Annotated in this window: 25 protein-coding genes and 2 tRNA genes; 10 read left to right on the forward strand and 17 right to left on the reverse strand. The window is 69.5% G+C overall.

From position 1 onward, the window contains the following. Positions 1-185 precede the first annotated feature (185 nt). The 4 genes from mutA to CKW34_RS11385 are packed head-to-tail and all read left to right on the forward strand — an operon-like array spanning position 186 to position 6,088. The gene (gene mutA, locus CKW34_RS11370) at positions 186-2,051 is read left to right on the forward strand and encodes a methylmalonyl-CoA mutase small subunit (protein WP_059381460.1); all 1,866 of its coding nucleotides are present in this window, start codon (positions 186-188) and stop codon (positions 2,049-2,051) included. Beyond that, positions 2,052-4,298 (forward strand): methylmalonyl-CoA mutase, encoded by a 2,247-nt coding sequence (gene scpA / locus CKW34_RS11375; protein ID WP_059381461.1) that lies wholly within the window; start codon positions 2,052-2,054, stop codon positions 4,296-4,298. Between the two features lie 7 nt (positions 4,299-4,305). Beyond that, entirely contained in the window at positions 4,306-5,355 is a 1,050-nt protein-coding gene (gene meaB / locus CKW34_RS11380; RefSeq protein WP_059381462.1) for a methylmalonyl Co-A mutase-associated GTPase MeaB, read from the forward strand. A gap of 4 nt (positions 5,356-5,359) precedes the next feature. Continuing rightward, entirely contained in the window at positions 5,360-6,088 is a 729-nt protein-coding gene (locus CKW34_RS11385; protein ID WP_059381463.1) for a lysoplasmalogenase, read from the forward strand. On the opposite strand, the gene CKW34_RS11390 is transcribed toward CKW34_RS11385, so the two are convergent. From CKW34_RS11390 to CKW34_RS11420, 7 genes are all read right to left on the reverse strand, one after another. Further along, entirely contained in the window at positions 6,028-6,651 is a 624-nt protein-coding gene (locus tag CKW34_RS11390) for a hypothetical protein (protein ID WP_059381464.1), read from the reverse strand. The two genes, CKW34_RS11385 and CKW34_RS11390, sit on opposite strands and share 61 nt — an antisense overlap. 69 nt (positions 6,652-6,720) lie before the next feature. Further along, entirely contained in the window at positions 6,721-7,299 is a 579-nt protein-coding gene (locus CKW34_RS11395; RefSeq protein WP_059381465.1) for a hypothetical protein, read from the reverse strand. Between the two features lie 16 nt (positions 7,300-7,315). After that, entirely contained in the window at positions 7,316-8,356 is a 1,041-nt protein-coding gene (locus CKW34_RS11400; RefSeq protein ID WP_059381466.1) for a sulfite exporter TauE/SafE family protein, read from the reverse strand. Positions 8,357-8,650: 294 nt separating this feature from the next. After that, entirely contained in the window at positions 8,651-9,886 is a 1,236-nt protein-coding gene (locus tag CKW34_RS11405; protein WP_059381467.1) for a saccharopine dehydrogenase family protein, read from the reverse strand. Positions 9,887-9,899: 13 nt separating this feature from the next. Further along, positions 9,900-10,280, reverse strand: coding sequence for a DUF2784 domain-containing protein (locus CKW34_RS11410; protein ID WP_059381468.1), 381 nt, complete (start codon positions 10,278-10,280; stop codon positions 9,900-9,902). Positions 10,281-10,341: 61 nt separating this feature from the next. Continuing rightward, entirely contained in the window at positions 10,342-10,710 is a 369-nt protein-coding gene (locus tag CKW34_RS11415) for a universal stress protein (RefSeq protein ID WP_059381469.1), read from the reverse strand. A 157-nt stretch (positions 10,711-10,867) separates the two neighbouring features. Then, on the reverse strand, positions 10,868-12,337 hold the full coding sequence (locus CKW34_RS11420; protein WP_059381470.1) for an SDR family NAD(P)-dependent oxidoreductase: 1,470 nt from the start codon (positions 12,335-12,337) through the stop codon (positions 10,868-10,870). A gap of 86 nt (positions 12,338-12,423) precedes the next feature. On the opposite strand from CKW34_RS11420, the gene CKW34_RS11425 reads away from it, so the two are divergent. Continuing rightward, positions 12,424-12,657 carry a PLDc N-terminal domain-containing protein gene (locus CKW34_RS11425; protein WP_059381471.1) on the forward strand — a complete coding sequence of 78 codons (234 nt, stop codon included), beginning with the start codon at positions 12,424-12,426 and terminating at the stop codon, positions 12,655-12,657. Positions 12,658-12,734: 77 nt separating this feature from the next. Here CKW34_RS11425 and CKW34_RS11430 read toward each other — a convergent pair. Continuing rightward, positions 12,735-12,820 (reverse strand) — tRNA-Leu (locus CKW34_RS11430). Between the two features lie 244 nt (positions 12,821-13,064). Between CKW34_RS11430 and CKW34_RS11435 the strand changes: the two genes are divergently transcribed. Together CKW34_RS11435 and CKW34_RS11440 are read left to right on the forward strand one after the other, a co-directional pair. Continuing rightward, entirely contained in the window at positions 13,065-13,517 is a 453-nt protein-coding gene (locus CKW34_RS11435; protein ID WP_059384853.1) for a hypothetical protein, read from the forward strand. Then, positions 13,490-14,530: a DDE-type integrase/transposase/recombinase gene (locus tag CKW34_RS11440; RefSeq protein WP_226949771.1), complete on the forward strand. Its 1,041-nt coding sequence runs from the start codon at positions 13,490-13,492 to the stop codon at positions 14,528-14,530. Before CKW34_RS11435 ends, CKW34_RS11440 begins: the two co-directional genes overlap by 28 nt. Before the next feature lie 127 nt (positions 14,531-14,657). Here CKW34_RS11440 and CKW34_RS11445 read toward each other — a convergent pair. Further along, a tRNA-Leu gene (locus CKW34_RS11445) sits at positions 14,658-14,743 on the reverse strand. Positions 14,744-14,876: 133 nt separating this feature from the next. Here CKW34_RS11445 and CKW34_RS11450 point away from each other — a divergent pair. Further along, positions 14,877-16,229 carry a M20/M25/M40 family metallo-hydrolase gene (locus tag CKW34_RS11450; protein ID WP_059383572.1) on the forward strand — a complete coding sequence of 451 codons (1,353 nt, stop codon included), beginning with the start codon at positions 14,877-14,879 and terminating at the stop codon, positions 16,227-16,229. A gap of 29 nt (positions 16,230-16,258) precedes the next feature. After that, the gene (locus tag CKW34_RS11455; protein ID WP_059383571.1) at positions 16,259-16,801 is read left to right on the forward strand and encodes a YbhB/YbcL family Raf kinase inhibitor-like protein; all 543 of its coding nucleotides are present in this window, start codon (positions 16,259-16,261) and stop codon (positions 16,799-16,801) included. Positions 16,802-16,858: 57 nt separating this feature from the next. Here CKW34_RS11455 and CKW34_RS11460 read toward each other — a convergent pair whose 3' ends face one another. The 8 genes from CKW34_RS11460 to CKW34_RS11495 all read right to left on the reverse strand — a co-directional run bounded on the left by CKW34_RS11460 (position 16,859) and on the right by CKW34_RS11495 (position 24,087). Further along, positions 16,859-17,929 (reverse strand): quinone-dependent dihydroorotate dehydrogenase, encoded by a 1,071-nt coding sequence (locus CKW34_RS11460; RefSeq protein WP_059383570.1) that lies wholly within the window; start codon positions 17,927-17,929, stop codon positions 16,859-16,861. Between the two features lie 43 nt (positions 17,930-17,972). Further along, positions 17,973-18,230 carry a DUF5703 family protein gene (locus tag CKW34_RS11465; RefSeq protein WP_059383569.1) on the reverse strand — a complete coding sequence of 86 codons (258 nt, stop codon included), beginning with the start codon at positions 18,228-18,230 and terminating at the stop codon, positions 17,973-17,975. Continuing rightward, positions 18,230-19,252, reverse strand: coding sequence for an NHL repeat-containing protein (locus CKW34_RS11470; RefSeq protein WP_059383568.1), 1,023 nt, complete (start codon positions 19,250-19,252; stop codon positions 18,230-18,232). Before CKW34_RS11470 ends, CKW34_RS11465 begins: the two co-directional genes overlap by 1 nt. 139 nt (positions 19,253-19,391) lie before the next feature. Beyond that, positions 19,392-20,258: a heme ABC transporter ATP-binding protein gene (locus tag CKW34_RS11475; RefSeq protein WP_228525577.1), complete on the reverse strand. Its 867-nt coding sequence runs from the start codon at positions 20,256-20,258 to the stop codon at positions 19,392-19,394. Beyond that, a complete protein-coding gene (locus CKW34_RS11480; protein ID WP_059383566.1) occupies positions 20,255-21,352 on the reverse strand; it encodes a FecCD family ABC transporter permease in 1,098 nt (365 codons plus the stop codon). The genes CKW34_RS11475 and CKW34_RS11480 overlap by 4 nt, the downstream gene beginning before the upstream one ends. A 7-nt stretch (positions 21,353-21,359) precedes the next feature. After that, positions 21,360-22,385 carry a heme/hemin ABC transporter substrate-binding protein gene (locus CKW34_RS11485; protein WP_059383565.1) on the reverse strand — a complete coding sequence of 342 codons (1,026 nt, stop codon included), beginning with the start codon at positions 22,383-22,385 and terminating at the stop codon, positions 21,360-21,362. A gap of 3 nt (positions 22,386-22,388) precedes the next feature. Then, on the reverse strand, positions 22,389-23,054 hold the full coding sequence (locus CKW34_RS11490) for a biliverdin-producing heme oxygenase (protein ID WP_059383564.1): 666 nt from the start codon (positions 23,052-23,054) through the stop codon (positions 22,389-22,391). Between the two features lie 94 nt (positions 23,055-23,148). Beyond that, positions 23,149-24,087, reverse strand: a complete 939-nt coding sequence (locus tag CKW34_RS11495; RefSeq protein WP_059383563.1) for an aldo/keto reductase — start codon at positions 24,085-24,087, stop codon at positions 23,149-23,151. A gap of 211 nt (positions 24,088-24,298) precedes the next feature. Here CKW34_RS11495 and CKW34_RS11500 point away from each other — a divergent pair, with 211 nt between their 5' ends. Next, complete coding sequence (locus CKW34_RS11500; protein ID WP_174479658.1) at positions 24,299-25,144, forward strand: undecaprenyl-diphosphate phosphatase; 846 nt, start codon at positions 24,299-24,301, stop codon at positions 25,142-25,144. Positions 25,145-25,147: the final 3 nt, after the last annotated feature.

The following is a 25,147-nucleotide window of genomic DNA, read 5'->3' on the forward strand; positions in this document are numbered from 1 at the left end:
ATACCGTTCCGATCGAGGACGTCGTTATCGAACGCTAGAAAAACTGTGGTGATCCCCACAACGACCGCACGGTGTGTGGGGATAGCATCACACCGAAGGCAACCTACCCTTTTCGAGGTTGTCCACCTCCGGCCGACAACGCCGTCCGTACAAAGCCTGCAAACCCGCAGTAGGAGGAATCGCCCGTGTCATTAGCTGCAGAAGCCGAGAATGCCGCGCGCGCATATGCGCAGTGGCAGGACGCGGTGGCGGGGGTGCTGGCCAAGTCCCGACGCGTTGACCCGGCCGAACTCGGACCCGAGCCGCAGCGTCTGCTCGAGACCACGACCTACGACGACGTCACCGTCGCGCCGCTGTACGGCGTCCGCGACGAGCGCGACGAAGCGCCGCTGCCCGGTGAGTTCCCGTTCGTCCGCGGTGGCTCGTCCACGCGCGACGTCAACACCGGCTGGCTCGTGGACGTCCGGTTCACCGGCACCGACGCGGCCTCGGTCAACGAGCGCATCCTCGACGCCCTGAACAACGGCGTCAGTTCGGTGTGGCTCGGTCTCGGCGCCGGCGCGGTCCCCGTGGACGCCCTCGACACCGCGCTCAACGGCGTGCTCCTCGATCTCGCGCCGGTCCGTCTCGACGCCGGTGCCGACGCGGTCGCAGCGACCACCGCCGTGTACTCCGTGCTCGACAACCGCACCGATGTCGAGGACCGCGCCGCCGTGCGCATCTTCCTCGGTGCAGCGCCGCTCACCAGCGAGTTCTCCGAGCGTCCCGACGTGTCTCTCGCCGAGGCCGTCGAGCTGGCCCGCGCCGCCGCGGACCGCACCGAAGCGGTGCGGGCCCTCACCGTGGACGGCACCGCCTTCCACAACGCCGGTTCGTCCGACGCCGAGGAACTCGGTGCCGCGATCGCCGCCGGCCTCGACTACGTGCGAGCACTCGTCGACGCCGGGGTTCCCGTCGCTGCCGCGCTCGGTCAGCTCGAGTTCCGTCTCGCCGCGACCGACGACCAGTTCCAGACCATCGCCAAGTTCCGCGCGGGTCGTCAGGTGTGGGCGCGCGTCGCCCAGGTCGCCGGTGCCCCCGAGGCCGGCAACGCTCCGCAGCACGCCGTGACCTCCGCGGCGATGATGGCCCAGCGCGATCCGTGGGTGAACATGCTGCGCACGACCCTCGCCGCCTTCGGTGCGGGTGTCGGTGGCGCCGACGCCGTCACGGTCCTGCCGTTCGACTCCGCACTGCCGGCCGGTGTGCTCGAGGTGTCCGAGGCGTTCTCCGCGCGGATCGCCCGCAACACCCAGCTGCTGCTGCTCGAGGAGTCCAACCTCGGTCGCGTTCTCGATCCCGCCGCCGGTTCCTGGTACGTCGAGGAACTGACCGCGCAGATCGCGGAGAAGGCGTGGGGCTTCTTCCAGGAGATCGAGGCGGCCGGTGGCTACCGCGCCGCTCTCGAGTCGGGGCTGATCGCCGAGCGTGTCGCGCAGACGCGTGCCCGCCGCGAGTCCGACATCGCGCATCGCAAGTTCTCGGTGACCGGTGTCAACGAGTTCCCGAACCTGGCCGAGAAGCCGCTGCCGGTCGGTGTCGCCGAGGCCGGCGCCTCCGCCGCGCGGTACGCCGCGCCGTTCGAGGCGCTGCGCGACCGCTCCGACACCTACCTGGCCTCGCACGGTGCCCGCCCGCGGGTGCTGCTCGCCCCGCTCGGACCGATCGCCGAACACAACGTGCGTGCGACCTTCGCCGCGAACCTGCTCGCCGCCGGTGGCATCGAAGCGGTCAATCCCGGACCGCTCGATCTCGACGCCGACCTGTCGTCCCTGGTGGGCGACACCGGAACGTCCGTGGCCGTGCTGTGCGGCACCGACACCCGCTACGGCGAGCAGGCCGGTACGGCCACCGCTGCGCTGCGTGCGGCGGGGATCACGACGGTGCTGCTGGCCGGACCCGAGAAGGCCGTGAAGGACGCGCAGGGCGACGATCGTCCGGACGGCTTCCTCACCGCGCGCATCGACGCCGTCGCCGCCCTCACCGACCTGCTGAACACTTTGGGAGCGTAAGTGAGCATCGAACACGAAATCGGCAGCTTCGCCGACGTCCCGTTGACGGACCCGGCCGTGCCGGCGCCCACCGCTCCCACCGCGGAGCAGGCCGCCGCGCTCATCGAGTCCGTCGCCGAGGCGAACAACTACGGCACCGAGGACGTCGTGTGGTCGACGCCCGAGGGAATCGACGTCAAGCCGGTCTACACCAAGGCCGACCGCGACGCCGTCGTCGCCGAGGGTTACCCGCTCGGCAGCTACCCGGGTATCGCCCCGTTCGTGCGTGGGCCGTACCCGACGATGTACGTGAACCAGCCGTGGACCATCCGGCAGTACGCCGGCTTCTCCACCGCCGCCGAGTCCAACGCCTTCTACCGGCGCAACCTCGCCGCCGGTCAGAAGGGTCTGTCGGTGGCCTTCGACCTGGCCACGCACCGCGGCTACGACTCCGATCACCCGCGCGTGCAGGGTGACGTCGGTATGGCCGGTGTGGCGATCGACTCGATCCTCGACATGCGTCAGCTGTTCGACGGCATCGATCTGTCGCAGGTGTCGGTGTCGATGACCATGAACGGCGCGGTGCTGCCGATCCTGGCGCTGTACGTCGTGGCGGCGGAGGAGCAGGGCGTCAAGCCCGAGCAGCTGGCCGGAACCATTCAGAACGACATTCTGAAGGAGTTCATGGTCCGCAACACCTACATCTACCCGCCGAAGCCGTCGATGCGGATCATCTCCGACATCTTCGCGTACACCTCGGCGAAGATGCCGCGCTTCAACTCGATCTCGATCTCCGGCTACCACATCCAGGAAGCCGGTGCGACGGCCGACCTCGAGCTCGCCTACACCCTCGCCGACGGCATGGAGTACATCCGCGCCGGACTCGACGCGGGCATGGACGTCGACAAGTTCGCGCCGCGCCTGTCGTTCTTCTGGGCGATCGGCATGAACTTCTTCATGGAGGTCGCGAAGCTTCGCGCAGGTCGCCTGCTGTGGAGCGAGCTCGTCGAGAAGTTCGGGGCGAAGAACCCGAAGTCGAAGTCGCTGCGTACCCACTCGCAGACCTCCGGCTGGTCGCTCACCGCGCAGGACGTCTTCAACAACGTCGCGCGTACGTGCGTCGAGGCGATGGCCGCGACGCAGGGCCACACCCAGTCGCTGCACACCAACGCGCTCGACGAGGCGCTGGCGCTGCCCACCGATTTCTCGGCGCGCATCGCCCGCAACACCCAGCTGCTGCTGCAGCAGGAGTCGGGCACCACGCGGCCCATCGACCCGTGGGGCGGCTCGCACTACGTCGAGTGGCTCACCCACGAGCTCGCCAACAAGGCCCGCGCCCACATCGCCGAGGTCGAGGCCGCCGGCGGTATGGCGCAGGCCATCTCGGAGGGCATCCCGAAGCTGCGTATCGAGGAGGCGGCCGCCCGCACCCAGGCGCGCATCGATTCGGGTCGCCAGCCGGTCATCGGCGTCAACAAGTACCAGGTGACCGAGGACCACGAGATCGAGGTCCTCAAGGTCGAGAACTCGCGTGTGCGGGCCGAGCAGCTGGCCAAGCTCGAGCAGCTGCGCGCCGACCGTGACGAGGAGGCCACCCGCGCCGCCCTCGACGCACTCACCCGCGCCGCCGGTGCGCAGAGCCAGGGTCTCGACAACAACCTGCTCGCGCTGGCCATCGACGCGGCCCGGGCGAAGGCCACCGTCGGTGAGATCTCGGACGCGCTGGAGAAGGTCTACGGCCGCCACCAAGCCGAGATCCGTACGATCAGCGGCGTGTACCGCGACGAGGCCGGTAAGGCCACCAACATCACCGCCGCGACCGAGCTGGTCGAGAAGTTCGCCGAGGAGGAGGGCCGTCGCCCCCGCATCCTCGTCGCGAAGATGGGCCAGGACGGTCACGACCGAGGCCAGAAGGTGATCGCCACGGCCTTCGCCGACCTCGGATTCGACGTCGACGTGGGACCGCTGTTCCAGACCCCCGAAGAGGTCGCCCAGCAGGCGGCCGACAACGACGTGCACGTCATCGGCGTGTCGTCGTTGGCTGCGGGTCACCTGACGTTGGTTCCTGCCCTCAAGCAGGCACTGGCCGAGGTGGGCCGCGAGGACATCATGATCGTCGTCGGTGGTGTCATCCCGCCGGGTGACTTCGACGAGCTCTACGCGGCGGGTGCGGCGGCGATCTTCCCGCCCGGCACCGTGATCGCGGATGCGGCGACCGGTCTGCTGACCAAGCTCGCCGCGCAGCTCGGCCACCACCTCGGAGGCTGACGTCGGCATGAGCGACACCTCGGTCGGCGCCGCGCAGACCCGCCGACGGCAGATCGACGTCGACGCCCTCGCCGAGGCCGTGCTCGCCAACGAGCGGGCCGGCCTCGCGCGGGCGATAACGCTGATCGAGTCGACCCGCGACGACCATCGGGAGCAGGCGCAGCAGTTGCTGTTGCGCTTGCTCCCGAAGGCGGGCAACGCGATTCGTGTCGGTATCACGGGTGTGCCCGGTGTCGGCAAGTCGACCTTCATCGACGCGCTCGGCATGTATCTGCTCGAGCAGGGGCATCGGGTCGCGGTGCTGGCCGTCGACCCGTCGTCCACCCGCACGGGTGGGTCGATCCTCGGCGACAAGACGCGGATGGCGCGTCTCGCGGTACAGCGGGACGCCTACATCCGCCCGTCGCCCTCGGCCGGCACGCTCGGCGGGGTCGCGAAGGCCACCCGCGAGACCATGGTGCTGCTCGAGGCCGCCGGATTCGACGTGATCCTCGTCGAGACCGTCGGTGTCGGGCAGTCCGAGGTGACCGTGGCCAACATGGTCGACACCTTCTGCTTCCTGACCCTGGCCCGCACCGGCGACCAGCTGCAGGGCATCAAGAAGGGCGTGCTCGAACTCGCCGATCTGGTGGCGGTCAACAAGGCCGACGGAGAGTTCGAACGCGACGCGCGGGTCGCCGCCCGCGAACTCGCCGGCGCGATGCGCATGGTGCATCCGCACGACGCGATCTGGAAGCCGCCGGTGATCACCATGAGCGGCATGACCGGCAACGGTCTGGACACCTTCTGGAACACCGTGCTCGAGCACAAGAAGGTGCTCACCGAGGCGGGTCTGTTCGACGAGAACCGGCGCCGCCAGCAGGTGGACTGGACGTGGACGATGGTGCACGACCAGCTGTTGCGTCGTCTCGAGACCTCCCCGCGTGTGCGGGCGATCCGCAAGGACGTCGAGGCCGGGGTGCGCGATGGTTCGTTGACCGCCGCGCTCGCCGCGCAACGTCTGCTCGATGCCTTCGACGGGGTGAACGACCCCGGAACATCCGGCGAGGATTCCTGAGCCCATGAGCCGCCGCACGATCGCCGTCACCGTTCTCGGTGCGTTCGCGATCGTCGCGGCGGCTCATCTCGTCTCCCAGGTGATCGCGCCGGATTCGGCGTTCACCGACGTCTCGCAGTGGTTCCTCATGCCGCTGCTCGCGCTCGGACCCGTCCTCGTCACCTCCGCGCCGCGCGACCGGTTGGTCGTGGGTACGCTTGTGGCACTGGGGTTCTCGTGGCTGGGGGACACCGCGCCCGATCTCGTCGACGGGGATGCCTCGTTCCTGGTGCTGGTGGGCTTCTTCCTGTGCGCCCAGCTCACCTACATCGTCGCGTTCCTGCCGTACCGGCGGTCGAGCGTGGCGCGGACCCGCCCGTGGGTGGTCGGTCTCTACGCCCTCGCGGTGATCGCCATGGTCGCCGTGTGCGCTTCGGCGGCAGGGATTCTCGTGGTCCCGATGGCGATCTACGCGTCGTGTCTCGCGGCGATGGCGGTGCTCGCCACCGGTGTGAACCGGACGGCGGCGGTCGGCGCGATGCTGTTCGTCGTCTCCGATGCGCTCATCGCCGTGCGTGCCTTCGTCGACGCGGATCTTCCTGCCATGGGGCTGTGGATCATGGCCACCTACATCGCGGCCCAGGCCCTGATCGTGCGCGGTGTGCTCACCGCGCACGATCGGAGCGGGCGGGCCTACAGGTCGAGCAGTTCCTTGGCGACGGTCACCGATGTCGCGGCGTCGAGCGACGGATAGTCGCCCCACTGCCCGCCGGTGATGGACACCTCCACGTCGGGCAGCTGGATCTGGGTGACGGAGACGGCGGCGACCGAAACGGCCTCTCCCATGGTGTAGGCGACGCCGCCGGCGGCCTCGATGTCGGCGTCGGGAAGCAGTTCGAGACCGCCGGTTTCGAGGTCGCTCGCCGACGGAACGTTCCCGGATCCCGGCGCCAGCACGATCTCCACCGACCGGATCTCGTCGAGGTTCGTCGCGGTCTCCGGGGTCTCCCACGCGCAGTAGACGCTGTACTCGTCCACCCCGCTCGACGAACGCAGGCTCAGTCCTTCGATGTAGGGGGCGACGGCGGGCGCGACATCGTCGCACGAGTCGAAGCGGGCGAGGATGTCGCTGCCGAGGCCGGTCGGTTCGCCGAGGGCGTCGGCGTCGAAGGTGGTGGTGTCGAAGGCCGCGGAGTCGGCGTCCGAGGCGGTGGTGGAGGACGAGGCGTCGTCGCCGGAGGAGCACGCTCCGAGGAGCAGGGCGCCGGCGAGGGCCGCGGATGCGGCCGCGTATCGGGTCGGATTCACACGGCGCATCGTAGCGTCCGTACGAGTTGTATGTGATCTTGGTTCCGCCCGGGCGGTCGAGGGCCGCGACACCGCGCGTTACAGCCCGAGAAGTTGCTTGGCGACCGCCACGCCGCCCGCCGGATCGAGGACCGTCGCGGCGTCGCGGCCGCCGACGGTGATCGACACGGAGGCCTGGGGGAGTTCGACGCCGGTCGCGGTGAAAGCGGTGCCGGCCATATTGATCGGCATGCTGTGCGCGAAACCGCCGGCCGCTTCGATGGCGGAATCGGGAAGCACCACCAGGCCGGTCTTCGCCGCGGTGGCGGACGTGACGGTCTCGGGTTCGACGACGACCTCGACGGAACGGAGTCCGGAGGGCGGCTCACCGGCTGCGGCCTCCCACACGCAGTTCACGCGCTGGGAGCTCACGATGCCGCCGGGAGCGGGCGTCAGCCCGTCGATGTAGCGCTCGAGGGTCGCGCCGATGGCCTCGCAGCTGGGGAAGTTCTGCGCGATCTTCACCAGATACGGCGATTCGGCGGAGGCGGAGGTCGGGGAGTTGATGTCGGCTGCGTTGCGGATGCCGACCGTGGAATCGTCCGAGGAACAGGCCGTCAGGGCGACGCCGGCGGTGAGAAAGACGAAGGCACCAGTATGTATTTGCTTTTGTCGCACGCGGGCATAATAGCGATTATCGAGCGCCGTCGGGGAAGCGTGGTGACGGGGTGGAATCGAGGCGAGTTTCGTTGTGTCCGGGCACCTCCCGACGCTCCGGACGGGCACCTGCGAGAGGCGCCGCGTCGGCGCCTTCGAGCAGCGCCACCGGCGTCGGCTGCGCCAGCGGTTCGAGCGAACCGCTCTTCTCCGCCGGGGTGAGGCGCGAACGCTTCCAGGACACGATCAGCAGGGTGAGCCAGGCGGCGACGATGGCGAGGTAGAGCACCGCCAGTGCCGTCCCGGAGAGATCGAAGGTCTTGGCGAGCTTGTGCGCGTTGGTCAGCACGATGACACCGCCGACACCGGTACCGAGCAGGGTCGCGGGGACCCGGCTGACCAGCCACGCCGCGACGGGCGCCGCGAGAGCACCGCCGAGGGCGAGACCGGCGACGATGACCAGATTGCCGAGCGAGTCGTGGCCGAGCCCGAACAGGAAACCGATGCTCGCCGCGACCGCGACGAGGAACTCCGAGGCGCTCACCGATCCGATCACGGTGCGCGGCGCCGTCTTTCCGCGGGAGAGCAGAGTGCTGGTGGTGATCGGTCCCCATCCGCCACCGCCGCTCGCATCGATGAACCCACCGAAGAATCCGAGCGGGGACAGGAATTTCGCGGTGTGCGGGGAGGTGCGGGCATGCGCGACCGCAGGAGGCCGCACCGAGAAGCGCAACGCGACGTACACGCCGATGGCCAGCAGGATCCCGGCGGTCACCGGTTCGGCGGCCTCGGTCGACAGCCCCGACAGCACGGTCGCGCCGAGGAAGGCGCCGATGGCACCGGGCACGCCGAGCCGCAGCACGACCTTCCAGTCGATATTGCGGAAACGCCAGTGCGAAGCACCCGAGACGAGGGTGGTTCCCACCTCGGCGAGGTGCACCGCGGCGCTCGCGTGCGCCGGACCGACACCGCTGAACAGCAGCAGGGTGGTCGCGGTGACACCGAAGGCCATGCCGAGTGCGCCGTCGACGAGCTGTGCGCCGACACCGACGAGCGTGAAGATGAGCAGATTGAACATGCGTTGGCTCCGAAAGCTGGAAGAACCCGAAAAGCTGGACGAGCGCCGAAGCGCTCAGCAACACTCCCGGGTGCAACACAGACAATCGAAGCAGGCGCCGCGACGGGTCGGCCAGAACGGCATGAGCGCGAGGCGAGCGGCCGGAGCCATCTCGGTACTCGTCGCAGCCATGGTCACGTCCTCAGGTCTCGTTCCGCGCGCGGATCGTTCGGTCCGGTCGAGCATAGCCCGTTCCCGCGGCGGAGCCACACTCGGCGGGCCCGGCGCGCCCCGGTCGGCGCGCCGGACGCGAGGTCATCCGAGGCGGCGGGCGGAGATCTCGAAACCGGCCGCGCGGAGCCGTTCGCTGAGCACGTCCCCGAACGCCACCGCAGGGGTGAGGACACCGCCACCGGCGTGCAGGGCCGCGCCGCCGAGGGCGAGCGAGAGGGCGGACTCGGCGAGCATCACGGCCGTGGCCTTGTAACCCGGGTCGCCCTGCGCGGAGAACCGCGCGGTGTAGCGGGCGCCCGACTCGGTCGAGGCGTACAGGTCCACCGTGAAGTGACCGTTCTCGCGGGTCTTCTCCGACGGTCCCTCGCCGGGGGCGGGCAGGAGCTTGTCGAGGACGAACCGCGTGGGCGGGAACGACAGGCCGGCGGCGAGGGCGCCCGTCCCGAGTCCGACGAGCCCCGCGAGGACGGGGGAGAACGGCGAGGAGCCGACGCTCATCACTTCCCGGTAGCGGAAGCGGCGTCCGTAGGCCCAGTCGCGCAGCGCGTTGCTGCGTCGCACGATGCGGGTGTTGTAGGAGGCCATCACGAACGGGGCGAGCCGGCCCGAGACCTCCGGCGCGACGGACTTGCCGTCGACGAACGCGAAGTCGTTCTGGCGACCGAGATCGGGTTCCCGAGCCGGGGCGGGGGACAGCGAGTACGGGCGCGCGGCGATCTTCCGGGCGGTGGAATCCTTGCGGATCGCGTCGAGTTGTTGCCGGAGCGAATCGATGGTGCCGCCGCTCACGCCGCCGCGGAAGGATCGGAGCACGAAGGTCGTGTCGGTGAGCGGCAGGTTGCCGTCGGCCTCCGCGGCGCGGTAGAGCACGTGGACGCCGAGATCGGACGGGACCGAGTCGAATCCACACGAGTGGACGATGCGGGCGCCGGTGCGCCGGGCCACGTCGTCGAAGCGGTCGATGCTCTCGCGGTGGAAGAGCACCTCGCCGGTGAGGTCGACGTAGTCGGTGCCGGCCTCGGCGCACGCCTGCACGAGTGGCAGTCCGTACGCGGCGTAGGGACCGACCGTCGTGATCACGACGCGGGTGGATTCGGCGAGCGCGGCCAGCGAGGCGGGATCGTCGGCGTTCGCCTCGATCAGCCGCCAGTCGGTTCCGAGGTCGGCGGCGAGCTTCTCGAGTTTGGTGCGTGAACGTCCTGCGAGTCCGACGGCGACGCCGTCGGGGAGGTTCTCGGCGAGATAGGCGGCGGTGAGGCGCCCGACGAAGCCGGTGGCGCCATAGACGACGATGTCGAGATCCCGGGAGACAGTCATGTCCCCACCCTACTCAGGAGTAAGTCTCGGGGGCGACCTTCGTCACACGGACGCGGCGCCACAGCACCACCCACGAGACCAGCACGGCGAGGGCGGCGAGGACGCGGACCGCACCGAGTGCGGACTCCGGGTAGATCACTCCGGTGAGGTAGTGGTCGATGAATCCGCTCGGCGGCAGACCCTCCTGACCGGCCTCGTGGCGTGCCCAGTTCTCCACCGCGGTCAGTGGGCAGTCGAACCCCACGGCCACCGAGGCCGCTCCCCACACCACCGCGGCGACGTGAGCGACGATCGTGCGGGGCCACCGCCACGCGAGGAAACCACCGAACGCGACGTAGAGCACGAACAGCAGATGCACGAAGGCCGTGAGGTCGGCGACCACCCGGAACGCCATGTGCCCAGGGTAGAACGAACGGCCGCGGAACGGACAGGGTTGCCGGAGGGCAGGCGGCGTCTCAGCCGGCCTTGATGACGAGCACCGGTACCGACGACTCGGTGATCAGCCGCTGTACCGCTCGCTCGACGAGGAACTTGCCGGTCGCGGTGCGCCCGCGGCTGCCGATGACCACGCGTTCGGCGCCGCTGCGCGCGAGCAGTTCGACGGTCGTGCCGACCGGATCGCCGTCGTGGACGGCAGAGAGCAACTCCCAGCCGTCGGTGCCGGCCACCTGGCTCACCTGTGCCCGCACGCCCTCCACCTCGTCGGGCTCGTCGAGCGGGTGGAGCACCACCAGCGACTGCTGCCGGTCGGCGGCCTCCCGCACCGCGGCCTGCAGAGCGACCCGGCCTTCGGGGGTATCGGCGTGAACGACAGCGACAGTCATGACTCTCCTCGTGCGGGCCTGCGGGGACGTCCTCCATTATCGCCGTGACCGGGAGGGCGGGCCACGATCGACGGTGTGGAACCGGTCTCCCCTGGACCACGGCGCCCCCGGACCACGGCGCCCCCGGACCACGGCCACCCGGATCACGGCGTCCGGATCACCAGGGTGCCGGGCGGAAGTCCTTGAGGAAGCATCCGTACACGTCCGTGCCGGCCTCGCCCTGGACGATCGGGTCGTAGACGCGGGCGGCGCCGTCCACGAGATCGAGCGGGGCGTGGAATCCCTCCTCGGCCAGCCGCATCTTGGTGTGGTGCGGCCGTTCGTCGGTGATCCACCCGGTGTCGACGGCGGTCATGAGGATACCGTCGGTGAGCATCTCCTCGGCGCTGGTGCGGGTGAGCATGTTCAACGCGGCCTTGGCCATATTGGTGTGCGGATGCCCGGCGCCCTTGTAGCGGCGGCCTCCGAACTGCCCTTCCATCGCCGAGACGTTCACGACGTACTTGCGGCGGGCCGGGGACGCGGCGAGCGCGGGACGCAGGCGGTTGACGAGGATGAACGGCGCCACCGAGTTGCACAGCTGCACCTCGAGCAGTTCCAGCGGCTCGACCTCGCCGACGGTCTGCACCCAGCTGTTGGTGTGCACGAGATCCGGCAGCAGGCCGCCGGCGTCGACGGCGACCCCGGCGGCGACGCGCTCGGGTGTCGCCGACCCGGCCACCAGTGCCAGGGAGGTCAGCGAGTGTGCCGACAGTTCGGCCGGCAGCGATCCGGCGAGGGCGGCGGGGTGAGCGTCCGAGGGCTTGCCGAAGGTCAGGACCTCGGGGCGCGGACCGGCGGGCAACGGATCGGCTTCCGCCTCGGCCAGCGCCGAGTAGGCGCCGGGGGAGCGGCGCACCGTCTGCGCGGCGTTGTTGATGAGGATGTCCAGCGGACCCTGCGCGGCGACGTCGTCGGCGAGGGCGACCACCTGGGCGGGGTCACGCAGGTCGATGCCGACGATGCGCAGCCGGTGCAACCAGTCGCCGCTGTCCTCCATGGCGCTGAAGCGGCGGATCGCGTCGTTGGGGAACCGCGTGGTGACGGTGGTGTGCGCGCCGTCGCGCAGCAACCGCAGCGCGATGTACATGCCGATCTTGGCGCGACCACCGGTGAGCAGGGCGCGACGGCCCCGCAGGTCGGTGCGCGCATCGCGCTTGGCGTGGTTCTCCTCGGCGCAGGTCGGGCACAACTGGTGGTAGAAGGCGTCCACCTGCGTGTACTTGTCCTTGCAGATGTAGCAGTGCCGCGGCCTCAGCAGCGTTCCCGCGCTCGCACCGCGGGTCGCCGAGGCCAGCGGGAGTCCGGCGGTCTCGTCGTCGATGCGGGTGGGGGAGGCGGTGGCGGTCGCGGACAACACCTGACGATCGGCGTCGACGCGCTGCTTGCGGGCCTCGTTGCGGCGCAACCGCTTGAACTTCTTGAACATGTGCCCCACGGCGCGCTGCACGGTGATCGCGTCGGGATGTTCGGCGTCGAGACCCGCGGCCTGGTCGAGCACCCGCAAACAGGTGGCCAGATCGTCGGGGTCGATGCGGGTGAAGCCGTCGGTGGCGGGCTCGGCGGTGGTGTCGCTGTGGGGGTTCATCTGCCTTTTTCCGTGTGCTGCTGTGGTCCCGATCGTATCGGGCAGGATGATCGTGTCCGAATCACCACGGAAGTACCGGAGGAACGATGAGCCCGAGCTCACCCCTGTCCAAGAAGAAGTTCGCCGAACTGAGCCGCCCCCAGCAGGTTCTGGTGGTCCTGCTCGCAGCGGTGCAGTTGTCGCTCGCCGTCGCGGCGTGGGCCGATCTGGCGAGGCGACCGGCCGACAAGGTCAACGGCAGCAAGCTGCGCTGGGCGCTGACCATCGCGGTGAACTTCTTCGGCCCGATCCGTTACTTCCGCAAGGGCCGCCGGGACTGAGCGGTCCGCTCGCGCCGACCCCCGGACGAACCGAAGGCCCCGAACCGATATCGGTTCGGGGCCTTCGGGTTTCGGTGTGTCCGAGGGGGGACTTGAACCCCCACGTCCGTTAATAGGACACTAGCACCTCAAGCTAGCGCGTCTGCCATTCCGCCACTCGGACCGACGCCCACACGGGGCATGTCGGTAGAACCCGCTCCCGCGGGCGCTGAAGAAACAGTAGCGCATGGGGCGCCCGATCCCCAAAACGGCACTTCAGGCGCGCTCGTGACGTTCGGCGGGTCGGGCCTCACCCGGATCCGCTCGCTTCTTCGTCATCTGCTGCAGCAATTCGTTGGTTGTCAGGATGGTCGTGAGACATCCTGACAACCAACGCGGGGATCGGAGCGACACAGATGTCCGACCTCATGACCATCCCCGTAGGACGAACCCAACAAGGCCACCGCGCGTTCTCCATGGCCTACAAAATCGAGTTCTTGCGCCGATGGGACACCTGCGTCGAACGCGGCGCCAAGACCCGACTGCTGCGCGAGAACAATCTCGCCCAAGGCACCGTCCGCCGCTGGCTGCAGGCCCGCGATGAGGGACACTTGCAGAAGTCGATGGTCGAAGCAGCAGACAAAGCGAGGGACCGATTGGACAGTCGAGACCGCGCGGAGCTCGCCGAACTCCGCCGCGAAAACGAACGCCTCCGCGACAAAGTCGCCCAGAGCGACGCCGCCGTGGAGATCCTGGGAAAAGCATTCGAGCTCTTGCAGGGGATCCACAAGACCTCGACCGACGAGACCACCGAGATCCCGCCGGCATTGATGAGCGCACGCGAGTACGCGCTGTGGCTCGAGCGCAAAGCGTTGTCCTGACCGACATCGTCACCGAACTGACCGAGGCGGGAATGTCGGTCACCCGGGGATGTGCGCTCGTGGGGATCGCCCGGTCGAGCTATTACCGGCGGGCCCACCACTACCGGCACTATCGGCCGGTCACCGATCCGATCCCGCAGCGACAGCGGCAGCAACCAGCGGCACTGTCGCCGGCCGAGAAGGCCACCATCGTCGCGTTGATCCTCGCCGAGGAGAACGCGGATCAGTCTGTGTGTCAAATCTATTGGCGTTCGTTCGATGACGGATTGGTGGACTGCTCGGAGGTCACGTTCTATCGGGTGGCCCGGGCCGAGAAGCTCACCGGGGACCGGCGTCGCAGCCGCACCGGAGGACCGTCGACGCCCCGCTGCGCACCGGTCGTCGAGGCCATCGACGTCGGGGACCTGTGGTCGTGGGACATCACGACACTCAAGGGGCCCCGCACGCAGGACCAGTTTCGGTTGTATCTGGCAATCGATGTGTACTCACGGTTTCCGGTGGCGTGGCGCATCGAATACCACGAGGACAAGGCCAAGGCGGTAGAGATGTTCACCGAAGCGTTCACCGCGTTCGGGGCGCCGGGGGTGTTGCATGCCGACAACGGGGCATCGATGCGGTCGGGGTTGTTGCTCGATGCCCTCGCCGCGGCGGGGGTCGTGTCGTCGTTCTCCCGTCCGCGGGTCAGTGACGACAATCCCTTCTCGGAGTCATTGTTCAAGACCATCAAGTACGACCTGACATGTCCGGATCGGTTCGATGATATCGATCATGCTCGGCGGTGGACCGAAGACTTCATGAACCGGTATGCGCTCGAGCACCGGCACGCAGGGCTGGGGCGGTACACGCCGGTGTCGGTGTTCCTCGGCAGTGCCGCCGAGGAACACCGACGTCGGCAGGAGCGTCTCAACCGGATCCACGAAAAGTATCCGCATCGGTTCCGGCGTCGACCGGCAGCGCCGGCGTTACCGCAACCGACGGGAATCAACACACCTGATCTGTCTCAGACAGGTTGACAACTTCCGAATTGCCGCAGCGGATGACGAAAGTGGTAGCGGCTGTCGCCGGTTCGATCTTCTTCCGACAACGACGAAGGCCCCGAACATGATGTTCGGGGCCTTCGTCGTCTGTCTCGACTCAGAGTGTCCGAGGGGGGACTTGAACCCCCACGTCCGTTAATAGGACACTAGCACCTCAAGCTAGCGCGTCTGCCATTCCGCCACTCGGACCTGATGCTCACGCCCACTCGTCGTGGGCGCTGTGAAAGAGTAACCCACCGCGCCCACGGTCCCAAATCGCCACCTCCACCTGCGGTGATCCGAACTGTCGTGATGGCGGACCGGCGGTGGTAGACATACGGCCATGGCCATTGACACGCGCGCCCACCAGCCGTCCCGGGCGGAAGAGGAGGTCGTCGACCTCGTCTCCCGCCTCATCCGGTTCGACACCTCGAACACCGGCGAACCAACCACCACCCGCGGCGAACGCGAGTGCGCCGAATGGGTGGCCTCCGTGCTCGAAGAGGTCGGCTACGAGACGACCTACGTCGAATCCGGAGCGCCGGGCCGCGGCAACGTCTTCGCGCGTCTGCCCGGCTCCGACCCGAGCCGCGGTGCCCTCATGCTCCACGGCCACCTCGACGTCGTGCCGGCCGAAGCCGCGGACTGGAGCGTGCACCCGTTCTCCGGGGCCGTCGAGAACGGCTACGTGTGGGGGCGCGGCGCGGTCGACATGAAGGACATGGTCGGCATGATGATCGCCGTCGCCCGCTACTTCAAGGTCGAGGACATCGTGCCCCCGCGCGATCTGGTGTTCGCGTTCGTCGCCGACGAGGAGGCCGGAGGCAAGTTCGGTTCGCAGTGGCTGGTCGAACACCGGCCCGAGCTGTTCGAGGGCGTCACCGAGGCCGTGGGGGAGGTCGGCGGGTTCTCTCTGACCGTGCCGCGCCCCGACGGCACCGAACGTCGCCTGTACATGGTCGAGACGGCGGAGAAGGGCATGCGCTGGATGCGCCTGACCGCCATGGGCGTCGCCGGGCACGGCTCGTTCCTGCACGAGGACAACGCCGTCACCGTCCTCTCCCGCGCGGTGGCACGGCTCGGCTCCCACACCTTCCCGCTGGTCGTCAACGATTCCGTCGCGGAGTTCCTCTCCGTCGTGAGCGAGGAGACCGGCCTGGACTTCGACCCGGCCTCACCCGATCTCGAGGGGACGCTCGCCAAACTCGGGTCGATCGCCCGCATCGTGGGCGCGACCCTGCGCGACACCGCGAACCCTACGATGCTCGACGCCGGGTACAAGGCCAACGTCATCCCGCGCACCGCGCATGCCGTCGTCGACTGCCGCATCCTGCCGGGCCGGCTCGCCGAGTTCGAACGCACCGTCGACGAGCTGATCGGCCCGAACGTCACCCGCGAGTGGATCACCGGACTCGAGCCGTACGAGACCACCTTCGACGGCGACCTCGTCGACGCGATGAATGCCGCGATCCTCGCGCACGACCCGATCGGCCGGACCGTGCCGTACATGCTCTCGGCCGGCACCGACGCCAAGGCGTTCGCCAAGCTCGGCATCCGCTGCTTCGGTTTCGCGCCGCTGCAGTTGCCGCCCGACCTGGACTTCGCCGCGCTGTTCCACGGGGTCGACGAGCGTGTCCCCGTCGACGCACTGCGCTTCGGCACGCGGGTCATGGAACACTTCCTCATGCACGCCTAGAACACTCGAAACGTCACGAAAGGACCGGAATGGCTTTCGATTACGACCCGTACAAGTTCCTGCCCGAGCTGCCCACCTTCGAGGTGACCAGTGCGGACTTCGCCGAGGGCGAGGAATGGAAACTCCCGCAGGCCAGCGGTGCGTTCGGGATCCCCGGGGGCGGCGACGTCTCCCCGCAGCTGTCCTGGTCGGGTTTCCCTGCCGAGACGAAGAGCTTCGTCGTCACGGTGTTCGATCCGGACGCTCCGACGGCGTCGGGTTTCTGGCACTGGGCCGTCGCGAACATCCCGGCCTCGGTCACGGAACTGCCGGCGGGCGCGGGTAGCGCCGACTCGGACGCTCTTCCGGAGCAGGCCGTGACGCTGCGCCACGACGGCGGCGCCCACGGGTTCATCGGTGCCGCTCCGCCGGCCGGACACGGCTACCACCGCTACATCGTGGCAGTGCACGCACTCGACGTCGAGGTGCTCGAGGGTGTCACGCCCGAATCGAGCCCGGCCTTCCTCGGTTTCAACGTCTTCGGGCACGCCATCGCCCGCGGTCTGCTGACCGGCACCTACGAGGTGCGCTGACGGATCGTGACGGACGGGGCCCGGGTCGCATTCGACCCGGGCCCCGTCCGTTGCAGATCAGACCTGTGCCGTGGCGCCGACCGCGTCGGCGATGGAGCGGTAGCCGTGTGCGCGCAGCTTGCGGGCGATGCCCTTGTTGATGCGCCGCGCCCAGAACGGACCGCCGTAGATGAACCCGGTGTAGCCCTGGACCAGCGACGCGCCGGCGAGGATGCGCTCGAACGCCTGCTCCGGCGTCTCGATGCCACCCACCGAGACCAGGGTGAGTCGATCGCCGACCCGCGCGCGCAGTCGGCGCAGCACCCCGAGGGATCGCTCGGCGACCGGGGCGCCCGACAGGCCGCCCGCGCCGATCTCCTCGATGCGGCTCTGCGGGGTGTTCAACCCGTCGCGGCGGATGGTGGTGTTGGTGGCGACGATGCCGGCGAGGCCGAGTTCGAGCGCCAGGTCGGCCACCGCGTCGACGTCCTCGTCGGACAGATCCGGGGCGATCTTCACAAGCACGGGCACGGTGACGGTGTCCAGCACCGCGGCGAGGATCGGGCGCAGCGACTCGACGGCCTGCAGATCCCGCAGGCCCGGGGTGTTGGGGGAGGAGACGTTGACGACCACGAAATCGGCGAGCGGGCCGAGGAGGCGCGCGCTCTCGGTGTAGTCCTCGGCGGCCTGCTCGGCCGGCACGACCTTCGTCTTGCCGATGTTGGCGCCGATGGGAACGGTGCGGCGGCGCTGCCGGAGCCGGTTGGCGGCCTCCCCGGCGCCGTGGTTGTTGAAGCCCATCCGGTTCACGATCGCGCGGTCCTCGGGGAGGCGGAACAGTCGCGGCTGCGGATTGCCCGGCTGTGCCTGGGCGGTGACGGTGCCGATCTCGGCGAACCCGAAACCGAGCGGCCCCCACACGTCGACACCCGTCGCGTCCTTGTCGAAGCCGGCCGCCAGACCCACCGGGGTGGGGAACTGCACGCCGAAGACGGTGTTGCGGAGAATGGGGTCGTCGGTGACGAGCACCTTCGCGACCAGGGCGCGCAGCGGCCCGAAGCGTGTCGACCAGCGCATCGCGAGGAAGGCGAGATGGTGGGCTCGTTCCGGCGGCAACAGGAACATGAGCCGAAGAAGATAGCGGTACACGAACTACTCCCTGCAAGCCCGGTCCACGACGGTCCGGGATCTGTTAACAACCAACGGTGGGTTCGGGGACGTGATGAGCGGTCTTGCGGCGGCGCAGCAGCACCCGCCGGCTCCCGTCCGGATACAGACGCACCCGGGTGAGTTCCCAGCCGTGGAATTCGGCGGAGATCGCCAGACGCATCGACGCGCTCACCCGGGACACGTCCCGGGGCAGCTTGAGCGGCACGTATTCGTATTCGTCGTTGCTGGTGTCCCAACCGACAGGCATCCGGGTGAGCCGGCCGAGTCGCTCGTTCGCCATCACTGTCCTTCGATCGGGATCCGTTGCAGTCCGTCACCGGTTGCCGACGCGATCACCAGTGCCGCATCGGCCGGATCGACGGCGATCGAATTCGGTTGCCGCACCGTTGCGAAGCGGTGGCGTTCTCGCGGGATCCCGGTCGAAAGATCGTAGCCCACGACCTCGTTGCTGCCGGTCAGAGTCACCCAGATCAGGTCCCGCGTCTCGTCGTAGGTCACAGCGTACGGGGCGGGGCCGACGGGATAGCGCTGCCGCAGGACGATCGCGTCGAGGGTGTAGACGAGCAGTTCGTCGCCGGTGGTGTCGGTGACCACGACGCGCCCGAACGGGTCGGTGGTCAGCTGTGTCGCGCCTTCGCCGGCGCGCAGTGCGGGACCGAGATGGGCGTCGGCGAGGTCGAGTTCGGTGAGGGAGGTCTGCCGACGGTCGAGCGCCGCGACGGCGTCACCGGTGACGGCGAGGGCGTCGACGGAGGCGAGGCCCCCGATGGTGGTGGCCACCTCACCGGATCCGGGATCGACGACGAGCACGCGGCCGTTGTCGGTACCGACCGCCCAGCGGCCATCGGACAACACGGCCGCCGACGCGGCGTTGCCGTCGACCGGGACCTCGGTGATGGTGCCGTCGGCGACGTCGATGCGCAGCACGGCCCCGGACACGGGCGCGAGCACACTGCCCTCGGGTCCGGTCACCACGGTCGCGGCGGACGAGGGCAGGTCCACGAGGTGCGGTTCCGTCCCGGGACCGTCGAACGTCGTGTCGTCGAACAACGCGAGCCGTGCTCCGTCGTCGACGAGGGCGGCGAAGGTACCCGTGGACGGTTCGACGACCAGCGCGTCGACCTGCAGGTCGAGCGGACGGACGTCGCCGGCGGGGGACGGGCCGACCTCGGGGGCGGCCGCGGGGGCGGCGGGTTCGATGGTCTGCAGCACGTCCGGGGTGCTCTCCGACGAGCAGCCGGCCAGCACGACCATCGCGATCGCGCCCACCATCGTGACCGCTCGGATCCCCGCTCTGCCCATCGTTGCTCCTCGTCCTCGGATTCGATTCGCACCTGCCGGACGCGTCCCGGCGCCCGGCGCGCCGACCTTCAGTGTTCCTGATGCCGGTCGCGGGGAAGAAATCAGTGGGTCGTCCCACGGGCCGGATGTGACCTGCTGCTCAGGTCTGTGCCGACGCGGACCGGTCGCGGTCCGGACGTCGCGGCACCACGAGCGGGGTGCCGGTCTCGGGGTGACGGCCGATCGCCACCGGGTACTGGTAGACGCGGCCGAGGAGCTCTTCGGTGAGGACGTCGTCGGGGGCGCCGTCGGCGACGATGCGGCCCTGTTCGAGCACGCAGACGCGATCGGCGTAGGCGGCGGCGAGGCCGAGATCGTGCAGCACGACCACCACGGCGTGCCCGTGGTCGGCGCGGGCCCGCACGACCTGCATGACCGCCTCCTGGTGGCCGATGTCCAGTGCCGCGGTGGGTTCGTCGAGCAGCAACGTCTCGGTATCCTGGGCCAGCACCCGCGCGAGCGCCACCCGGGCGCGTTCGCCACCGGACAGCGCGGGGAACGGCCGGTCGGCCAGATGGGCGACGTCGCAGGTCGCGAACGCCTCGGCGACGATGCGATCGTCGTCGTCCTGCCGAGGGGTGCGCGCCCACGCGGCCCGTCCCATCCGCACGACCTGCCGGGCGGTGAACGGGAACCCCACGGCGTGCTGCTGCGGCAGCACCGCGCGACGGCGGGCCAGGGCGATCGACGACCACCGCTCGAGGGGACGGCCCTCGACCTCGACGGTGCCACCGCTGATCGGATGGTCGCCGGACAACGCTGCGAGCAGGGTGGACTTGCCGGCCCCGTTGGGGCCGACGAGCGCGACGACCTCGCCGGTGCACACCTCGAAGTCGACACCGTGCAGGATTTCCCGCTCTCCGCGCCGCAGCCGCACACCCACCGCGCGCATCGTCGCGGTGCCGGGCGCCGAGCGGGCCGGGACGGCCGTCGCCGGGGATCCGAGGGAACGGGGGAGCAGCCTCATGCCCATCCACCCTGCTTCGCGCGGGTGCGGCGCAGCATGAGGAAGAAGACCGGGCCGCCGATGAGTGCGGTGATCATGCCGAGCGGTAGGTCGGCGTTCTCGACCAGCGTGCGCGCCGCGAGGTCGGCGGCGAGCAGGACGACCGCGCCGGCGAGCACACTCGCCACGACGAGTACCCGGTGGGCGGGGCCGAGCGCCAGGCGCATCAGGTGCGGCACGACCAGTCCGACGAACATGATGATGCCGGTGAAGGCGGTGGCGCCGCTGACCAGCACGGCGACCGCCAGGATCGACAACTGACGGACGCGTTCGACGTCCACACCCAGATGCCGGGCGACGCTCTCGCCGAGCGCGAGCAGGTCGAGTTTCGGGGCGAGCAGCACCGCGACGAGCACCCCGGCGAGGGTCAGCGGGGCGACCACCGCGACGATGTCCCAGGTGGCGCCGCCGAGACTACCGAGCTGCCAGAACACGATCTGGTCGCGGGCGGCCGGACTGGCGACGAAGGTGAAGAACGCGATGAGTCCACCGGCGACGGCGTTGACGGCGACACCGGTGAGGATGACCGTGACCACCTCCGTGCGTCCGTTGGACCGGGACAGCACGTAGACCAGCACGGTGGTGATCAGGCCGGAGACGAGTGCGGCGCCGGCCAGTGCCCAGCCGGCGGTGAAGGCGCCGCCGAGCACGATCACGGCGGACGCGCCGACGGCGGCGCCGGAGGACACGCCGATCACGCCGGGTTCGGCGAGGGGATTGGCGAAGATGCCCTGCAGCAGCGCCCCGGAACAACCGAGGGCGGCACCGACGAGCATCGCGAGCACCACGCGCGGGAAACGTACCTCCCACAGGGTGACCTCCCCGGCGGGGTGCGCGGGCACCGGCCCGAGGTCCAGTCCCGTGCGGTGCAGCAGACTGCCGACCACCTCGGCCGGGCTCGTGGGCACCTGGCCGAGGCACGCCGACGCGACGGCCAGGGCGAGCAGGGCGACGACGAGACCGACGAGGACGACGGTGGTGCGTCCCCGTCCGGCCTTCCGCAGTGCCCGTTCGGGCAGGCCGGTGGATTCGGTGACTTCTTCGCTCACGGACATCCGGCGATCACGACCGGTCCGACGGGTAGAACGCCTCCACCAGAGCGGCCAGGACCTTGCCGGTCTGCGGGCCGAAGCTGAGCAGGGTCGAATCGTCCATGTCCACGATGGTGCCCGTCTTCCCGGCCGGGGTCTGCGCGACGCCCGGGAGCTGTGCGAGTCCGTCCGGTCCGCCCACCGAGTCGAGGCTGTGCGTCATCACCAGGATGATGTCGGGTGCCGAGGCGATCATCGCCTCGCTGGTGATCGGCACGAACTGCGAGTCGAGGCCGGCGAGGATGCCGGCGTCGCGACCACCGGCGGCCGCGACGAGCGCGTCGGCCCCCGAACCGGGACCGCCGAGCATCTTGATCGCCGCACCGCGCAGGTAGAGGAACGCGACGGTGGGTTCGGGATGGTCGGCGGGGATCGAGTCCTTCGCCGCGGCGATCTCGTCGAGCGTCCGCTGCGCGAGCGCGGCGCCGGCCTCGGGCACACCGAGCGCGGCCGCGACCGCCTCGATGTCGTCGGCGACGGTGTCGAGGGAGCGTTCCGGGTCGACGAACACCACCGGCACGCCGGTCGCGCGGATCTGTTCCTGCACCGCGAGCGGACCGATGGAGGTGTCGGTGAGCACGACGGTCGGGTTCAACGCGAGGATCGCCTCGGCGTTGAGACCGTGCCCGCCGGGGGTGACGTTGGGGACGTCCTGGATCGCGGGGAAGGACGCGGTGGAGCGGCCGACGAGCTTGTCGCCGAGTCCGAGGGCGTACACGGTCTGCGCCAGGGTGCCGGAGCGGTCGGCCACCACGATCCGGGAGATGTCGGTGATCGTGGTCTCGACGCCGTCCACGCCGCGCACCGTGGCCGGCAGCGCGGGTGCCGGGTCGGTGGTGATCGGCTCGGGTTCGGCATCGACGACGGCGGTGCGCGGACCGGTCGCGACGTCGGTGACGGTCGTGCCGTCGGTGGTGGGGGCGCTGCATGCGGCGACGAGGAGGACACCCAGCACTGCGATCAGCGCGACCGGGAGGCGGAGGAGGGAACGGAACATCGGTCAGGCACGCACCCGATACCGGTCGATATCGCGCGCGAGGTCGGCGAACAGGGCACCGTTGAGCCCGTACACGAGGTTCGCCTCGTCGATGACGGTCTGTTGCTGGTCGCCGTCGAGCGGTGCGGCGTCGAGCTTCGCGCGGTAGGCGTCCTTGAACGGCTTGGTCTTCGGGATCCCGTCGAAGATGTAGAAGCGCAACCCGTCGCGCTCGTAGCCGTAGGCGCGTTCGAGCATGCGGCGGATGATCTGGCCGCCGGACAGGTCGCCGAGATAGCGCAGATAGTGATGTGCGAGGAAGGCTTCCGGGGACACCGCCGCGACCTGCTCGAGCCGGTCGACGTAGGCGACGGTCGCGGGCAGCGCCGCGATGCGGTCGCGCCAGTCGGAGCCGACGAGGAAGTCGAGGTCGGCTTCGAGCGCGGCGGTGCGGAGCAACGCGTCGCTGAGGAAGGGACCGGCGATCGGATCGTCGGTGTAGCCACGACCGATCCGCTCGAGGCTGTCGTAGACGAACCAGGTCTGCGCGATGAGCGCGGCGTGAGCTTCGGTCGACAACTTGCCCCCGAGCAGTTCCGAGACGAACACCGAGTTCTCGGTGTCGCTGTGGGCCTGCTGGGTCTCGAGCCGGATGCGCTCGGCGAATCCGACGACTTCGGTCGCGGCCATCGACCGACCTCCCTCACATTGCCTGTACCGAACGTACTCGGGAGGCTAGCCTAACCTTCGTGAAAAGGGCAGGGGGCAGTCGGTGTGGTCGGGATCACGCGCTCACGTCGTCGAGCGCCGCGGCGATCGCCGGCGGCAATGCCAATTCCTCCGCGACGAGCACTCCGGTGAGCTGCGCCAGATCCCGGGCACCCACGAGCGTCGAGGCGACGTGCGGACGGTCGCGCACCCACGCCAGTGCCACGGCAAGCGGCGAGGTGCCCAGACCGTCGGCGGCCGTGGCGACCGCATCGACCACGCGCACCGCGGATTCGGTGAGATAGCGGCGCACCTCCTCGGTGTGCACGTCGTCGGCGCCCCGCGAATCCGCCGGCACCCCCGACCGGTACTTACCGGTGAGGACACCGCCGGCGAGAGGAACCGCCGCGAACACACCCACTCCGTGGTGGGCGGCTGCGGGGATCAACTCCTCCTCGACCCCGCGGGCGAGCAGGGAGTACTCGACCTGCGTGCTGATCAGCGGCGCGGGGCGCCGGGCCGCCGCGGCGGCGGTGGCGAGCTGCCAGCCGAGATAGCCGCGCACCCCGACGTATCGCACGCGCCCGCTGGTGACGGCGAACTCGAGAGCGTCCATCACCTCGTCGACGGGGGTGTGCGGATCCCACGTCGCCACCTGCCACACGTCGAGGTGATCGGTGCCGAGTTCACGCAGCGTCGCGTCGAGTTGGTTGAGCAGACCCGAGCGGGAGCAGTCCACCCGGCCGGAACCGAGTGTGGTGGTGTCGATGCCGGAACTGCCCGACAGCACCAGTTGGTCGCGGGGCACCACGTCGTCGAGCAGTTCGGCGAGGATCCGTTGCGCGACCCCGTCCCCGTAAGCGGGGGAGGTGTCGACGAGCGTGCCGCCCACATCCACGAAGGCCGACAACTGCGCTGCGGCCTCGTCGCCGTCCGTTCCGCGACCCCACGTCAAGGTGCCCAGGCCGAGCCGTGAAACCCGCAGGCCGCTCGCACCGACTGTCCTGTATTCCATAACCGTCCGCGTTTCCTCCCGACACGACGGGACGTCGCCGCGCTCGGCCACGACCCCGGTACTGCACCCTAATGCGCGACAGGCGCGCGACAGCGTCCGGCGCGCCGACCGGACGGCTTCCACGTACCCTTCGGCGAGTGAGAACTGCTCCCTGCATCCGCGACCGTCGACCCGTCCCCACCGCAGGCTCCGTGCCGGGAGTCGCCGCATGATCGGCGAATCGATGACCTGGCTGCAGACGATCGTGCTCGGCATCGTGCAGGGGCTCACCGAATTCCTGCCGATCTCGTCGTCCGGCCACCTGCGGATCGTCTCGGAGATCTTCTTCGGAGAGGACGCGGGCGCGTCGTTCACCGCGGTCACCCAGCTGGGCACCGAGGCCGCCGTGCTGGTGTTCTTCGCCGGCGACATCTGGCGGATCCTGCGGGCCTGGTTCCGCGGCCTGTTCCACAAGGAGCACCGCGCCGATCACGATTACAAGATGGGCTGGTACGTCATTCTCGGCACCATCCCGATCGGCATCCTCGGCGTGCTGTTCAAGGACGACATCCGCACCGTCGCCCGCAACCTGTGGCTCGTCGCCACCATGCTCATCCTGTTCTCGATCGTCATCGCGGCCGCCGAGTACTTCGGCAAACAGCGGCGCGACGTGAGTCAGCTCACCCTCAAGGACGGCCTGATCATGGGTTCGGCGCAGGCGCTGGCCCTGATCCCCGGCGTGTCCCGCTCCGGCGGCACCATTTCGGCCGGTCTGTTCCTCGGACTCACCCGCGAGGCCGCCGCCCGGTACTCGTTCCTGCTCGCCATTCCCGCCGTCGTCGCCTCCGGTCTGTTCAGCCTGCCCGACGCCTTCGAACCGGCCGGTGAAGGGCTGAACGCGTCCGGGGCGCAGCTGCTCGTCGCGACCGTGATCGCCTTCGCGGTCGGCTACGCCGCGATCGCCTGGCTGCTGCGCTTCGTCGTCAACCACTCGATGTACTGGTTCGTCGGCTACCGCGTGATCCTCGGCGTGATCGTGCTCGGACTGCTCGCAACCGGCGTGGTCTCCGCCACCTGACCG

The sequence above is a fragment of the Rhodococcus rhodochrous genome, from assembly GCF_900187265.1.
Classification (GTDB): Bacteria; Actinomycetota; Actinomycetes; order Mycobacteriales; family Mycobacteriaceae; genus Rhodococcus; species Rhodococcus rhodochrous.

Coding starts and splice junctions, on each gene's coding strand:
- CKW34_RS11465 (WP_059383569.1), bottom strand. CDS start 18,230: ATGGCGAACGAGCGACTCGGCCGGCTCACCCGGATGCCTGTCGGTTGG.
- CKW34_RS11495 (WP_059383563.1), bottom strand. CDS start 24,087: ATGGAATACAGGACAGTCGGTGCGAGCGGCCTGCGGGTTTCACGGCTC.
- CKW34_RS11470 (WP_059383568.1), bottom strand. CDS start 19,252: ATGGGCAGAGCGGGGATCCGAGCGGTCACGATGGTGGGCGCGATCGCG.
- CKW34_RS11435 (WP_059384853.1), top strand. CDS start 13,065: ATGACCATCCCCGTAGGACGAACCCAACAAGGCCACCGCGCGTTCTCC.
- CKW34_RS11475 (WP_228525577.1), bottom strand. CDS start 20,258: ATGAGGCTGCTCCCCCGTTCCCTCGGATCCCCGGCGACGGCCGTCCCG.
- meaB (WP_059381462.1), top strand. CDS start 4,306: ATGAGCGACACCTCGGTCGGCGCCGCGCAGACCCGCCGACGGCAGATC.
- CKW34_RS11455 (WP_059383571.1), top strand. CDS start 16,259: ATGGCTTTCGATTACGACCCGTACAAGTTCCTGCCCGAGCTGCCCACC.
- CKW34_RS11405 (WP_059381467.1), bottom strand. CDS start 9,886: ATGACTGTCTCCCGGGATCTCGACATCGTCGTCTATGGCGCCACCGGC.
- CKW34_RS11390 (WP_059381464.1), bottom strand. CDS start 6,651: ATGCGCCGTGTGAATCCGACCCGATACGCGGCCGCATCCGCGGCCCTC.
- CKW34_RS11400 (WP_059381466.1), bottom strand. CDS start 8,356: ATGTTCAATCTGCTCATCTTCACGCTCGTCGGTGTCGGCGCACAGCTC.
- CKW34_RS11480 (WP_059383566.1), bottom strand. CDS start 21,352: ATGTCCGTGAGCGAAGAAGTCACCGAATCCACCGGCCTGCCCGAACGG.
- CKW34_RS11410 (WP_059381468.1), bottom strand. CDS start 10,280: ATGGCGTTCCGGGTGGTCGCCGACCTCACGGCCTTCGTGCATCTGCTG.
- CKW34_RS11450 (WP_059383572.1), top strand. CDS start 14,877: ATGGCCATTGACACGCGCGCCCACCAGCCGTCCCGGGCGGAAGAGGAG.
- CKW34_RS11420 (WP_059381470.1), bottom strand. CDS start 12,337: ATGAACCCCCACAGCGACACCACCGCCGAGCCCGCCACCGACGGCTTC.
- CKW34_RS11490 (WP_059383564.1), bottom strand. CDS start 23,054: ATGGCCGCGACCGAAGTCGTCGGATTCGCCGAGCGCATCCGGCTCGAG.
- CKW34_RS11485 (WP_059383565.1), bottom strand. CDS start 22,385: ATGTTCCGTTCCCTCCTCCGCCTCCCGGTCGCGCTGATCGCAGTGCTG.
- CKW34_RS11425 (WP_059381471.1), top strand. CDS start 12,424: ATGAGCCCGAGCTCACCCCTGTCCAAGAAGAAGTTCGCCGAACTGAGC.
- CKW34_RS11415 (WP_059381469.1), bottom strand. CDS start 10,710: ATGACTGTCGCTGTCGTTCACGCCGATACCCCCGAAGGCCGGGTCGCT.
- CKW34_RS11385 (WP_059381463.1), top strand. CDS start 5,360: ATGAGCCGCCGCACGATCGCCGTCACCGTTCTCGGTGCGTTCGCGATC.